Origin of the sequence: Acidovorax delafieldii, from assembly GCF_007993815.1 — a bacterium.
Classification (GTDB): domain Bacteria; phylum Pseudomonadota; class Gammaproteobacteria; order Burkholderiales; family Burkholderiaceae_C; genus Acidovorax; species Acidovorax delafieldii.
Map to the genome: position 1 here is coordinate 23,350 of NZ_VJWE01000015.1, position 12,847 is coordinate 36,196.

Consider the following 12,847-nt stretch of genomic DNA (forward strand, 5'->3'; position numbering starts at 1 on the left):
TCTTGCAGCGGTCGCTTTTGGTCCTATCATTGTGCCAATCTAACTATTGGCTCTGAGCACCTTGACGGACTCACAATCTTACAAACGTTCCTCTGACGAATTAGCACCTGTCTTTAGGCCAATCAAGTCACAGCGTGCATTTGAGGAAATCGCGACGCAAATCCGCGCCCAGTTGGCCGAGGGTAAATTGCGCGTAGGCAATCGATTGCCTTCTGAACGGGCGCTTTCCGAGCAATTTGGTGTTTCCCGCAACACATTGCGTGAGGCGCTTCGCTCGCTTGAGCATTCGGGGTTGGTACGACTTCAGAAGGGTGCGACTGGCGGAGCTTTTATCACCGAGGCCAGTGGCGAGACAATCGCAACCGGTTTGCTGGACATGTTCCACAGTGGGTCAATACTGCCGGCCCAATTAACCGAGGCTCGCATCTGGCTGGAATCCATCGTGGTCCGCGAAGCTTGCCAGCGCGCAGTTCCCAACGACATCGAAAACCTGCGCGAAAATGTGCGGCAAGCAGAGGAGGCGAATGCGCAGGGGGATCTAGGCAAGCGCGCTGAGGCCAATTTGGAGTTTCACCGAATTCTCGCGCGCATGACCGGGAACCCTGTCATGGTGATTGTCATGGACAGCGTTCTCTCTGTTTTGCGCCACTTCGTACAGACAATCGGTCCTTACGAGAACTCGTTTGTTTTGCCTTCTCGCAAACGCTTCATCAAGATGATGGAAGCGCGGGATGCGGAGGGTGCGGTTGCCGAAATGGAAGCTAGTCTCAAACGCCTACAGCGCAGCTACCTATCCCTCGCCAAAGAAGCTGCGCCGGTGACAGCTGCAAAACTGCCTGAAGGAGCCTACGCCGAGAATCCGATCAGGGCGCGCAATAAGTAGCTAGCGCAGCGGGAGTTAAATTGATTGCCCGATAGCATGTGCAAGCGCTGAGCCACTCGCTGCTGGCGCAACACTAGCAGCTCCCCTTTGCGTAACCCCTATGAAAGCCCCCTCGACAGCCGTCGATGGGGCTTTTTGACGTTAAGTACCCGTATTGGCAATTGAGCAGCACATACGAAGGGCTGGGCAAATTTCATTTCTTCAATATAATGGTTGAACCATTGATAGGATAACCAATGTTCAATCAGCAAAGCATCGACTCCCTTCCGGTCCATCAAAGCACGCCGTCTCAGGCGTCGCCCGCGCTCAAAGGGCTTCGAGTGATCGACTTCACGCATTTCGTGGCGGGCCCGTTGTCGACACAGACCCTGGCCGACTTCGGCGCCGACGTGATCAAGATCGAAGCTCCGGAACGGGGCGAAGACTTTCGTCACTATCCCACTGTGGACCCCGCCATTCCGGCCCAGGGAGGTCCCTTTATCTGGGCCAACCGCAACAAGAAAAGCCTCGCGCTAGACATGAAGAGCGAGGCAGGGCTCAAAATTGCGAAGGAACTCATTGCCCAGGCCGACGTATTGGTGGAGAACTTCTCCAGTGGCGTGATGGATCGATTTGGGCTGGACTACGCAGCATGCGCCAAACTCAATCCTCGCCTGGTCTACTGCTCCATCTCGGCCTACGGGCGCGAAGGTCCTTACGCGGACCGATTGGGCTTTGACCCTATCGCACAGGCGGAAAGCGGCTTTATCTCCATGAACGGGTACGGAGACCGTCAAGGAGTTCGCACTGGCGCCGCAGTGATGGACGTTGCGACGGCAATGTCCGCCACCAATGCCATCTTGCTGGCGTTGATGGCCCGCACAAGGGACGGTGTGGGGCAGAAGGTGGAGGTGGCCTTGTTCGACACAGCCATCCTCATGACCGGGTTCGGCGCCATGCAGCACCTGACCACGGGTTACGAGCCTCAGCGTAACGGCAACGTCAGTCCCGACACATGTCCTTCGGGCGTCTTCCAGTCGCAAGACAAACCTTTCTATATCAACTGCGGCAATGACAAGATTTTCCAGCGGTTGTTTGAGCAGGTGCTGGAGCGGCCCGATCTTGCGCACGATCCCGTACTCTCGCAGCGGGTCAAGCGGCTTGAGCAGCGTGAGCGCATCTTTCAGATCATGGACGAGGCCTTCGCCAAGCAGCCATGGAGCCATTGGGCGCCACTGTTGCGTGCTGCGAACGTGCCGCACGGGCAAGTAAGGACACTTGGTGAAGCACTCGCCTCGGATGAAGCGCGCTCGCGCGGTCTGGTCACGCGTATCCCGCACCCGGTCAAGGGCTGGATTCCCAACATCGCCAGTCCATTGCGATTGGCGCGGACGCCGGCGGTAGCACCCTTTGCCGCGCCGTCGGTCGGGCAGCACACCCAAGCAGTTCTGAGAGAAACCCTGGGCTACGACGAAGACCACATTGCACAGCTGCAAGCTGAGGGAGCATTTGGAGTGGCAAGTGCCGATGCGGTAAAGGAGGCATCGTGACCCGCCGCGTCGCTTTGATCGGCGCCAGCGCCATCCCCAACGGCAGGCATCAGACTGCTGACGAGGAAGAGCTGCAGGTCCTTGAACACGAGATCATGACGCGGCTGGTCGCCGAGGCGGTCCAGGACGCAGGCATCTCCAAGGAAGACATCCAGAGCCTAGTGTTTACCTTGCCGCGCCCCTACACGCGCCAGAAGTACTTCCACACGTTTCTGGTAGGCCAACTGCGGCTGGCCTGCCGCGGCAGTGTGATGGAGGTGATGGGCAACGGCATGACGGCGGCATTGGCCTTCGACAAAGCCTGTGACGAGATCCTTCTGGGTCGCTCAGATGTGGCGCTGGCGCTGGGCATCAACATGGAAAGCGCAGTCCCAGCCTCTGAGCACATGATGAGCAGTATGCGAACGACGGGGGATGTGGACTTTCACACCTCCGCCGGTTTTACGCCCATTGCCTGGTATGCGATGGACGCCATGCGCTACATGCACGAGACCGGTGCTACGCGCGAGCAACTGGCCTCTGTGGCGGTGAAGAACCGCCACCACGCTTCGCTGAACCCGTTGGCGCAGTACCGTAAACCGATCACGCTGGAGGAGGTGCTGGCGCAGCGCCCCATCGTCGAGCCGCTGGGACTGTATGACGTGCCGCCACGCGGAGATGGCGCCGCATGCTTGGTGCTGGCGAGTGAGGAAGTCGCCAAATCGCTCGGAAAGCCCTATGTACTGGTGCGTGGCCGCGGGTTCTACCACGATGGTTCGCATCAGATCAACGACGTGCCCAACGACATGATCGGCTTCGAGGCTGCCGCCCGCGCATCGCGTGATGCCTACGCGCAGGCAGGTATCACTGCCGCCGACCTGGATGTGGTGGAGCTCTACGCCCCCTGCACGATCGTCGAGGTACTGGTGAGCGAGGCGATTGGCTTGGTGCCCAGAGGCCATGGAGCCCGCGCAGCTTTTGAAGGTGAGACGCGCCTGGGCGGCCGCATCCCGGTGTCGACGTCCGGCGGCCTGACCTCTCGGGGCCATCCGGCGTACGTGACTTCACTCTACAACTACGTTGAGCTCGCCGACCAGCTGCGCGGCCGGGCTGGCGCGCGCCAGGTGAAGAACGCGCGCTTCGGCCTTTCCACTGGCGAACTGGGTAACTACAACGCCGCCCTCGTACACGTTCTGGAGGCCATGGCATGACGCAGATACACACACTTCCAGCGCCGGGCCGCCGTGCCTATCCACCGCGTACCTCCGCTTTTACCAAGACGTTCTGGGACGGCCTCGCGCAAGGCCGCTGGCAGACCACCTGCTGCGAGGCGTGCGGCAAGCAGACGTTCCCACCGAGGCCGATCTGCCCGCAATGCTGGTCAGACAAGGTGGTCTGGAGCCCGCTGTCCGCGCGCGGCACGCTCTATTCCTGGACCCGCATCCATGCGGCACCTGCCGTCTTTGCAGCCGAGGCGCCCTATGCCGTTGGCATTGTCGACCTGGACAGCCACATCCGGCTTGCATGCCGCCTGCTGGATGCTCCGGGCGTTACCTGGACCCCGGGGATGGCTGTGGAAATGGCCGTCCTGCAATACGAAGACGGGCCGCTGTTCGCGGCGCGAGCAGTCGCGTCCTGAAACTGAAACAAGGAACCAAAATGCGAGGCAAATGTATTGAAGAATTCGAGGTCGGGCAGGTCGATGAAAGTCGGGCCCGCACCATTACCGAAACCGATGTCGTCCAGTTCTCCTGGATCTCTGGCGACGTCAATCCAATGCACACAGATGCAGTGCATAGCGCCAAGTCTCCGCTGGGACAGCGCATCGCTCATGGTGCGCTAGGGCTTTCAGTAGCCACGGGGTTGAGCGCCAGTCTCGGCTACTTGGACGGCACAGCAGTTGCCGCACTGGGTATTGATGAGTGGAAATTTATCAAACCCATCCTATTCAACGACACCATCCGCCTGCGCGCCACAGTGGTTGCCGTGCGACCTACTTCCAAGCCTGACCGCGGCGTGTTGGTCCGCCGCATGGATCTTCTGAATCAGCATGACGACGTCGTGCAGACCGGACTCATGACCACAATGGTCCTCACTATTGCGGGCCGCGAGGCCATGAAGAACAAGCCCTGAACCTGTTTCCACGGAGTAACCATGTCGCAATCACTGATCAATACCGCCGGCCTGACCGAAGACCAACGCATGATGCGCGAGGGCGTGCTCGACCTGTTGTCGCGCCACCTTCCCTGGGAGAAGGTGCGCAAGATGGACGAGGCGCGCGAGTTTCCGCATGAGGCCTACAACGCGCTGGCCGAAGCCGGCTATCTGGGCCTGTTCTATCCCGAAGAACTTGGTGGAATGGGCGGCACCTACAAGGACATCGCGGTGTTCCTGGAAACGCTGGGTTACTACTACACCGGTATCGCCCAGGCTGTGACCACTTCGGCGATCTATGCTGGCATGCACGTGGCGAAGTTTGGCTCGCCAGAGCTGAAGCAGGAGATCATTCCTAAGATCATCAGCGGCCAGGCCAAACTGGCATTGGGCATGTCGGAGCCTGGCACCGGCTCCGACGTTGCAGGGATCAAGACGTCCGCAGTCCGCGATGGCGACGACTATGTCATCAACGGAAGCAAGGTGTGGATTACCTGCGCCCACGTCGCCGACTACATCGTGGCCATCGTGAAGACGGATACGCAGGCCCGCCACAACGGGATCAGCACCATCCTGGTGCCGACCAAGACGCCTGGCGTGACGATCCGCCCGCTTTCAATGCTTGGCCGCCGCACCACCCATGCCAACGAAGTATTCTTCGACAATGTCCGTGTGCCAGCGGGGAACCTGTTCGGAGGCGAAGGACAAGCCTGGAAAAACATCATGAAAGCCCTGGGTCTGGAGCGCCTCGGCTTGGCCGCGATCTCCTCGGGACACTGCTTTAAGATCACCGAATACGCGCGTGACTATGCCCGTGACCGTATTCAGTTTGGCAAGCCGATCTCTCAGTTCCAGGTAATCCAGCACAAGCTGGCCGACATGATGATCATGTCCGAGACGGCGCGGCAGATGACCTACCGTGTGGCCGACCTGCTGGACAGCGGCTTCCCGGTGGTGCAGGAGGCATCGATCGCCAAGATCGTCGCCACCGAGAACAACTTCAAGTGCGCCGACATCGGCATGCAGATCATGGGCGGTGCCGGCTACTCTAACGAGTACGATATGCAGATGTTCTTCCGCGACTCGCGCGTGGGCCCCATCGGCGGTGGCACCAGCGAAATCCAGCGCAACATCATTGCCAAGCAGATGGACCTGTAATACGGGCGAACGCCCATAAGAAAAGGGCCTGCCGAAAAACCGGTGGGCCCTTATGTTTTGCGTCACCGCTTTGCGCGGTTGGTTTGCCGCTTTCAGGTGCGAAGCATTGCGATCCACATGCGCACGTCGTCCACTGCTTCCAATGACAAAGCCTGTTGCGCGAATAGCTTGGCACGAGGGCGCCCCAGTACCGGATCGGCAAGCGCGTGGAACTTCGCAACTACCTCACTATCACTCAGGGGCTCCTGCGGCGAACCGCGCGGGGCTGTCCCTGGTTGCACAGTGGTCTGACCGCTGGCGTCGGTCACCGCGATACGGCATTGGTGATAGTGAGTGAGTGCAGTGTCTGGCACCACGGTGATCCCTTGCATCGCCGCCAGCACCTCGGAGCGTCGGAGTTGGTCGGACAGGGCGATGCTGTGCTCCGGCAGGATCACGTCGGCGCCACAGGCCACCAGCGCCAGGCAGTACTGCAAGTGAAAGCGGGCGTCATTGGGAGAGTCCGGCAGGCGGTCTTTGCTTACTACGTCGGCTACGTAGGTGGGGACGCGCACCTCGACGCGCGCATCCTGCAATGCCGCGCCGGTGCGCTGGCGCAGTTTGCCCAGCGCATCCGCAGCGGAATGCAGGTAACCGCAGCATGCGTGCAGCTTGCGTCGCGGTTGCTCCAGCGCCCATCGGTTGCTCCATGCCGCTGCATCGAAGCGACCTTCCGTAGAGGCCGTGGCGAAGTATCCGACCTTGCTGTCCAGCAAGTGCACGGGGCCCGTCATGCCCGCCTTCGCATACTGCGCAGCGGTCACGCCCGCATCCGCAGGCTGGGCGCCAAACAGCATCGGTTTGACCGACCCTCCGTGGCCAAAGATCACTTCGGCAGGGCACCAGCCGGCGAGGCTACCGGCAATCGCCATAGCATGTAGCGTCTGCTCTCCGTCTAGTGTGAGCAGATGAGCGGCTGCGGCAGCTGAGCCGAAAGAAGCCGGTATGCCCACAGGTACCAGGCCTGCGTCGGTGTACCGACGCAGTGAGGGGTATACAGACTCGTACACTCGTGTGGTCACCTCGATGCCACGCACGACTGCTTCTAGCAAGAGCGCGCCACTGCTCCCCTGCGACTCGCCAAGGGCCAGCGCCGCTGAGACATTGCCGATACTGGCGTGGCCGCCTATGAGATCGTTCAGTTCGAGGACATCGCCCAGATAACCGTTGATACGCATGGCTGCACGCAGCCCGCGACGGTGCGCAGTGCCAAACACGGTGGCGATTTGATCGCCTGACTCTGGCTCGCACGCGAGTACCAACTGCGCCTCCTCGGTACGACTGCCAGCCAATATGCACCCGATCGTATCCAGGATGCAAAGTCTCGCTTGCTGTCGGACCGACTCGGGGAGGTGGGCGCCAGACATAGAGCGCGCCTGCTGCGCGATCTGCCACAAGGTGGAGTTGGGGGCTGTGTTCATTCTTTTTCTATCCCAGCCTGTTGTGCGACGGCCTTGTATTTGGCGGCGTCCTTGCGCATCTCTTCGCCGTAGGCCTGCGGCGACAGCACCGTTGCCTCCATGCCCAGGCGAGTGTATAGAGCTTGAATATCTGGGGTAGCAACGGCTTTGGCAATTTCCTTATGCAGTCGCTCAATCACTGGCTGGGGTGTTCCTGCCGGAGCCAACACACCAAGCCAGCCGTTGAACGCAAAGCCCTTGAAGCCTAGCTCCTGCATGGTTGGCACATCGGGTAGGCTGGGCGTCCTGTTGGAGCCCAGCACGGCAAGCGCGCGAACGCGCTTAGCTTGAAGCATCGGTCCTACGGCCCCCAAAGCATCGGGATTGACGGTAAGCCGACCAGCCAGCAACTCTGTGAGTGCTTGAGGAGGACTGGTGAAGGGAACACCGAGCAGGTCGATTCCGGCACTGCTGTTCACAGCTTCCATAGCGATCCTGTAAAGGCCCGCTGAACTTCCATAAGTCAGTGATTTGGGGGTTTTCTTGGCAGCAGCCACCAAGTCGGCGACGCTCCCGAAAGGTGAATCCTGAGGCACTGTGAGTAACAACGGTGTGTTAGCCATCGTAGCGACAGGCGTGAAATCCTTGAACAAATCAACGGGGACACTCTTCGAGATGATGGGAGGCACGACCGTGGTCGAGACAGTTCCCACCACCAATGTGTGCCCATCGGGTTTGCTGCGTGCTACAGCTTGCATGCCAATACCCCCCATGGCGCCTGGTCGGTTTTCTACCACCACCGGCTGGCCCAGCGGGCCTGCAATTTTCTGCGCCACTGCACGCGCCGTCACGTCGGAACTGGACCCAGGAGGGAAGGGAACAATCAGCCGTACTGCTTGGCTTGGGTACTGTGCTTCAGCCTGCACACCAGCGCATGCAAACGCGAGTGTGAGGGAGAGGGCGCATTTATTCAACTTCATATTTGTCTCCTAATTTGGTCAATCGCAGCCCTTCGGGTCTGCGGCTTACTGGGGGAAAGGGGCAAGATTCACGGGGGCAGTGCGGATCAGTCGCGTTTCTTGCGACGTGATGAGGTGACCAGACGCGGCAAGGTAGTTCCCGAAGGCAGGATGGTTGTCGCGCGCGCGGCTCCGCCGCTCATAGTCAGCCAAGTCGGTGTAGCCCCACAGGTGGACAAACTGGTTTTGAGGACCTACGAAGCTGGTGTAGAAACCCAGCGGATGCCCTAACGTTTCCATCAACACCGGAATTGCAAGACGCTGAAACACATCAAGAAACTCAGGCATCTTTCTCAGCGCGATGGTGTAAACACGGTGATCCACCAACGGAAGATCAAGTTGAGATAAATGGGCTGTCATGCGTGTCCCCGTTCCCCGGTAATCGACGGTTCTGGCGTTGTCGCGCGTATTGCCGCATCGGCAATGTGGTTCGCAGTGACATACCCAAAGGTCATATTGGGGCCGTGGGTGATACCCGCTCCTGGATAGTTTCCACCCATGATGCTGGCTCGATCATTGCCCACCGCGTAGAGGCCTGCAATCGGAGTGCCATCGCGACGCAGAACTTCCCCGACAACGCTAGTTGCGATGCCATCAAATGTTCCGAGGTCGCCCATCACCACCTTCACGGCAAAAAATGGTCCTTGCTCAATGGGCGCAACACAAGGGTTGGGTTCGCGATCTGGATCGGCAAGGTAGCGATTGAAACTGGTAGTCCCCCGTCCGAAGGCAGGATCATCTCCGTTAACTGCGTCTTTGTTGTACTCGCGTACGGTTCGCTCAAGGTTAGTGGCGTCGATACCAGCGCGTTTTGCGAGATCTGCAAGGGTGCGACCTTTGATGAGATAACCATTGCGCACAAAACTACCGATCGGCATAGGAGCAGGCTTCACATAGCCCAAGCCATACTTGGAAAGGGTTGACTTGTCGCAGACGAGCCACATAGCAGTCTCCTTCATGCTCGCGCAAGCCTTTGCCATCGCCGCGCCGACGTCGTGATAGGAATTGGATTCGTTGGTGAACCGGCGGCCATTCGAGAGCACCCCAATCACACCTGGCTTGTAGCGATCCAGCAGGTGCGGGAAGACGCCAATCTCCCCCTTGCCAAAGTCCACCCGTGTCACGGGCATCCAGGCTGCGGGCTCCTGAAAGCGGATATCCACCACACCGCCGACAGCCTCAGCCATATTGGGACCATCCCCTGTATTGCTCTTGGGCGTTGGTGAAAGATGCTGGTGCCCTCGATCGACATGGGGATAGGCCTTGGCGATCCGCTGGACATCGTGCGGAAAGCCGCCTGTAGCGAGCACCACACCATGTCTCGCAGTGATGCGTTGGTCGATGCCCAGACGAGTTGCAAGCACACCAACTACACGCCCGCTCTCGACCAAAACATTCCGTACCGGCGTCTCGGTGAGGATGGGAATTCCAAGATCAAGTGCTGACTTGGCCAGCCGGGCGGCAAGTGCGTTACCACTGGTGACCTGCACAGCACGGCGATACAACGCGAGTTCTTTCATGTGATTGGCCAGACGCTTGGCGACATAAAAGAACGAAGTCAAGGATTTGGTCACGCGAAAGAAGTGCTTGAGATCTGCGTTGGATGAGTTGAACATCATCCCCATGAACGTGATCGTTTTCAGCGGGGGCTTGAGCCGGTCCATATCCTTGCCCAGTTCCCGAATGTCGTAAGGAGCTGCCAAAATGGACCGTCCGATATCGACACCTCCAGGAGCATCAGGGTGGTAGTCCGGGTAGAGCGTAGGGATGAACTGCATGGCGGTGTTCTGCTCGAAGAACTCCACCATCTTTGGACCGTTCTCAATGAAGCATTTCACAGCCTCTTCGTCATAAAACTTTCCAGTTTCGGACTGCATGTAGGTCTGCACTGCTCTTACGGAATCACTGGCGTTCTGCTTGCGGCCATGGTGGTTGAGCGGAATCCACAACACGCCACCGGATAAGGCCGTCGTACCACCAAAGACGGGCTCCTTTTCCAGCACCACTACATCCAGCCCGCGCTTCTTTGCTGTAATGGCGCAAGCCAACCCTGCAGCGCCGGAGCCTGCAATGATCAGGTCGTACTCGTTTTTCATGAGGGCCTCCCTTACTCAGCCTTGATGCCGTACTTGCTGACGACTTCACGCAACTGAGCGGTCTCGTCCCTCATCACCTTTGCAAACTCGTTAGGAGTGGACGTCTGAGGCAACGCGCCAGTAGGCTGCAGTTTTTCGCGAATGGAATCATCGGCCATCACCGTCTTGACAGCCGAACTGATCTTGGCAACCACGTCATCCGGAGTGCCTGCAGGAGCCAGGAGCCCGAACCAGATTTCTGAGGTAAAGCCTGCGACCGTCTTGTTGAGTGTCGGCGCACCGGGGAGCAGCGGCGAGGGGTTTGGAGTTGCCACACCCAACAGCTTGATGTTGCCCTGCTGAATCTGGCCCAGCATCGCTGACGAAGGTGTTGTGAGCAGCATTTGTACTTCACCTGAGCGAATAGCCAATGTGGTGTTGGCTTCCCCGCGGTAAGGTACATGCTCGACCTTCATGCCGGCCATTTGCGCAAATCTCGCGGATGCGATGTGACCAAACGACGCAGGGCCTGCCGACGCATATTGGATACCGTTAGGTTGGCTGCGTGCGTACTGGATGAAGTCGGCCACGCTGTTGGCGGTAATGGACTTGTTTGTTACCAGCACCATGGGAACTGACGTCATGATGCTGATGGGCTTGAAATCTTTCAGTGCGTCGTAGCCGGCCTTGTCACTCAGTAACGGCGCCAGCAGCACGCCAGAATTGGGGTATAGCAAGGTGTAGCCGTCTGCTTTTGAGCGCGCGACGTACTGTGCAGCAATCGCCCCCGAAGCCCCGGCTTTGTTCTCCACCACGATCGGCTGGCCGAGAAGCTTGCTCAACCGTTCCTGAACCATGCGCACTTGCCCATCGCTGGTCCCACCTGCCGGATAAGGCACAACAATGGTGATGGGGCGCGACGGGAAGCTGTCGGTTTGCGCGCCGGCCAGACTTGTGCTCAAAGCGGCCAAAGCCACGATCAGTGCTCTTTTGCTCATCTTCATCTCTTTTGTCTCCTGGTAGTGTTGGTGCCGCTCTGCCTGAGCAGCAATTGTCAATGGTTGATCCATTCATTGTATAGTAGGTATATCCAGTCTCCAAGCCGCATGAAAACCCTTGGGCGAAAGCCACAAAAGCCTCTCGCATGGGACAGATTTACGATGGACAAGCTGCCAGACTCATCTCCTCAGCCTCAAACGAAACTAGCGGTATCGACCATGACGACCGCGCGGCCCCCGTCAATCGACATTGCTGTGATGGGTGCCATTCCAGCTCTGACGCTGGCGGATCTCTTGTTTCGCAACCCTGGGCTGGTCGCCGGAGTGGCATTTGTGACGCTGTGCTTTTTGTTCCGTCATTTGGGTCACGTCGCACGGCCTCTTCGCCGCACTTCAGTGGTGCTTGTAGCCGTGACAGTTGTGCTGCTGCCACTGCTTTCCTCACCCATCGCCACGTTGGAGCGCGGAGTTCGCATCGGTGCGCTGATTGCTTCGCTCTTGGTGACAATCAACCTGCTTTCGCGCTCCGCCTCCCGGGTGCCACAAGTACGCATCCTTCTTCAGCGCCTGTATCACGTGCATCCCAGTCAAAGGTACGGCGTGCTCAGCATGGCGAGCCAGTTCTTTGGCGGCCTACTAGGGCTCGCAGGCATCTCGATGATGATGGAGTCGGCAGCTCAGCAGAAAGACCTGGCTGACTCCGAGAAAATTGCCGCCTTCTCTGCCGTGACTCGCGGCTACGCAGCCCTAAGCCTTTGGAGCCCGATGTATAGCAATATGAGCATCGTGCTGGCCATGTACGAGGGAGCGAGCTGGGCAGGGGTGCTACCGGTAGCGCTGGGTATCACTACGATGTTCATCGTGCTTGGCGTCGTGCTGGACAGATTCGCCATTTCGAGGAGCGGCGTTTCCGCCGATCCATCTGTTGTGAATGTGGGCGAGCTTGTGCGCAGTGGCTGGCCAGTGCTGCTGGCCATGCTCGGTTTTGTGTCGCTCATGGTCGTGACAAGCCGATGGCTGGCAATGCCAATCTCCGCAGTGATCATTTCCATAGCCCCCGCCGCCGCGTGGCTACTGAATGCTCGATTGCAAGGCGGTGGCCTTGGCGGCATCCACGCGGCGACTATCCAACTCGGGCAGGACATGTCCAGCTTCAGAGGAATGGCGGGAGAAGTCATGATTTTCCTTGCCTCGGGCTGCGCAGGGACTGTAATTGGCAACGCCATCCCTCCCGAATGGACCGCTGCCGTGGGCGCCTCAGTCGCAGGTTCTCCAGCCCTGGCCTGCCTGACTGTGTCTTCGGCCATTGTGCTGATGTCGGCCAGCGCGATGCATCCCATGCTGAGTTCCGTCATCGTTGGCGCCAGCTTGGGACCTGCCCTGTTGGGCTTGCCAGTGTTGGTGCACATCAGCGCAGTACTCATTGGCTGGGGCCTTGCGATCATTGTTACGCCCTTCTCGGTAGTCAGTGCGCTCGCAAGTCGCTGGTCAGGAATTCCCGTAATCGTGATAAGCCTCCGGGCGAATGCTGTTTTTGTCTTGCTAGCACTTGGTAGCTCCGCCAGCGTTTTGGGGTTGGTCGCTCGCGCCATAGGGAACTGAACTGGAGAAAC

12 protein-coding genes are annotated in these 12,847 nt (G+C 59.0%); 7 read left to right on the forward strand and 5 right to left on the reverse strand.

Annotated elements, in window-relative coordinates; all coding sequences use genetic code 11:
• Positions 1–61: 61 nt before the first annotated feature.
• From ATF69_RS16035 to ATF69_RS16060, 6 genes are all read left to right on the forward strand, one after another.
• Entirely contained in the window at positions 62–883 is an 822-nt protein-coding gene (locus ATF69_RS16035) for a FadR/GntR family transcriptional regulator (RefSeq protein ID WP_146871595.1), read from the forward strand.
• A 236-nt stretch (positions 884–1,119) separates the two neighbouring features.
• Positions 1,120–2,412 carry a CaiB/BaiF CoA transferase family protein gene (locus ATF69_RS16040; RefSeq protein WP_146871596.1) on the forward strand — a complete coding sequence of 431 codons (1,293 nt, stop codon included), beginning with the start codon at positions 1,120–1,122 and terminating at the stop codon, positions 2,410–2,412.
• Positions 2,409–3,602, forward strand: coding sequence for a thiolase family protein (locus ATF69_RS16045; protein WP_146871597.1), 1,194 nt, complete (start codon positions 2,409–2,411; stop codon positions 3,600–3,602). Before ATF69_RS16040 ends, ATF69_RS16045 begins: the two co-directional genes overlap by 4 nt.
• On the forward strand, positions 3,599–4,030 hold the full coding sequence (locus ATF69_RS16050) for a Zn-ribbon domain-containing OB-fold protein (RefSeq protein ID WP_146871598.1): 432 nt from the start codon (positions 3,599–3,601) through the stop codon (positions 4,028–4,030). Before ATF69_RS16045 ends, ATF69_RS16050 begins: the two co-directional genes overlap by 4 nt.
• Positions 4,031–4,050: 20 nt before the next feature.
• Positions 4,051–4,524 (forward strand): MaoC/PaaZ C-terminal domain-containing protein, encoded by a 474-nt coding sequence (locus tag ATF69_RS16055; protein ID WP_146871599.1) that lies wholly within the window; start codon positions 4,051–4,053, stop codon positions 4,522–4,524.
• A 21-nt stretch (positions 4,525–4,545) separates the two neighbouring features.
• The gene (locus ATF69_RS16060) at positions 4,546–5,703 is read left to right on the forward strand and encodes an acyl-CoA dehydrogenase family protein (protein ID WP_146871600.1); all 1,158 of its coding nucleotides are present in this window, start codon (positions 4,546–4,548) and stop codon (positions 5,701–5,703) included.
• 92 nt (positions 5,704–5,795) lie between these two features.
• On the opposite strand, the gene ATF69_RS16065 is transcribed toward ATF69_RS16060, so the two are convergent.
• From ATF69_RS16065 to ATF69_RS16085, 5 genes are read right to left on the reverse strand one after another with little or no spacing between them, the layout of a single operon-like run.
• The gene (locus ATF69_RS16065) at positions 5,796–7,163 is read right to left on the reverse strand and encodes an MmgE/PrpD family protein (RefSeq protein WP_146871601.1); all 1,368 of its coding nucleotides are present in this window, start codon (positions 7,161–7,163) and stop codon (positions 5,796–5,798) included.
• Positions 7,160–8,122 carry a Bug family tripartite tricarboxylate transporter substrate binding protein gene (locus ATF69_RS16070; protein ID WP_146871602.1) on the reverse strand — a complete coding sequence of 321 codons (963 nt, stop codon included), beginning with the start codon at positions 8,120–8,122 and terminating at the stop codon, positions 7,160–7,162. Before ATF69_RS16070 ends, ATF69_RS16065 begins: the two co-directional genes overlap by 4 nt.
• A 45-nt stretch (positions 8,123–8,167) precedes the next feature.
• Positions 8,168–8,521: an NIPSNAP family protein gene (locus ATF69_RS16075; RefSeq protein ID WP_146871603.1), complete on the reverse strand. Its 354-nt coding sequence runs from the start codon at positions 8,519–8,521 to the stop codon at positions 8,168–8,170.
• Complete coding sequence (locus ATF69_RS16080; RefSeq protein WP_146871604.1) at positions 8,518–10,257, reverse strand: FAD-dependent oxidoreductase; 1,740 nt, start codon at positions 10,255–10,257, stop codon at positions 8,518–8,520. Before ATF69_RS16080 ends, ATF69_RS16075 begins: the two co-directional genes overlap by 4 nt.
• A gap of 11 nt (positions 10,258–10,268) precedes the next feature.
• On the reverse strand, positions 10,269–11,240 hold the full coding sequence (locus ATF69_RS16085; RefSeq protein ID WP_146871605.1) for a Bug family tripartite tricarboxylate transporter substrate binding protein: 972 nt from the start codon (positions 11,238–11,240) through the stop codon (positions 10,269–10,271).
• Between the two features lie 252 nt (positions 11,241–11,492).
• Here ATF69_RS16085 and ATF69_RS16090 point away from each other — a divergent pair, with 252 nt between their 5' ends.
• Complete coding sequence (locus ATF69_RS16090; protein WP_244303744.1) at positions 11,493–12,836, forward strand: hypothetical protein; 1,344 nt, start codon at positions 11,493–11,495, stop codon at positions 12,834–12,836.
• The last annotated feature ends 11 nt before the right edge of the window (positions 12,837–12,847 follow it).

Coding starts and splice junctions, on each gene's coding strand:
- ATF69_RS16040 (WP_146871596.1), top strand. CDS start 1,120: ATGTTCAATCAGCAAAGCATCGACTCCCTTCCGGTCCATCAAAGCACG.
- ATF69_RS16050 (WP_146871598.1), top strand. CDS start 3,599: ATGACGCAGATACACACACTTCCAGCGCCGGGCCGCCGTGCCTATCCA.
- ATF69_RS16055 (WP_146871599.1), top strand. CDS start 4,051: ATGCGAGGCAAATGTATTGAAGAATTCGAGGTCGGGCAGGTCGATGAA.
- ATF69_RS16060 (WP_146871600.1), top strand. CDS start 4,546: ATGTCGCAATCACTGATCAATACCGCCGGCCTGACCGAAGACCAACGC.
- ATF69_RS16065 (WP_146871601.1), bottom strand. CDS start 7,163: ATGAACACAGCCCCCAACTCCACCTTGTGGCAGATCGCGCAGCAGGCG.
- ATF69_RS16070 (WP_146871602.1), bottom strand. CDS start 8,122: ATGAAGTTGAATAAATGCGCCCTCTCCCTCACACTCGCGTTTGCATGC.
- ATF69_RS16075 (WP_146871603.1), bottom strand. CDS start 8,521: ATGACAGCCCATTTATCTCAACTTGATCTTCCGTTGGTGGATCACCGT.
- ATF69_RS16080 (WP_146871604.1), bottom strand. CDS start 10,257: ATGAAAAACGAGTACGACCTGATCATTGCAGGCTCCGGCGCTGCAGGG.
- ATF69_RS16085 (WP_146871605.1), bottom strand. CDS start 11,240: ATGAAGATGAGCAAAAGAGCACTGATCGTGGCTTTGGCCGCTTTGAGC.
- ATF69_RS16090 (WP_244303744.1), top strand. CDS start 11,493: ATGGGTGCCATTCCAGCTCTGACGCTGGCGGATCTCTTGTTTCGCAAC.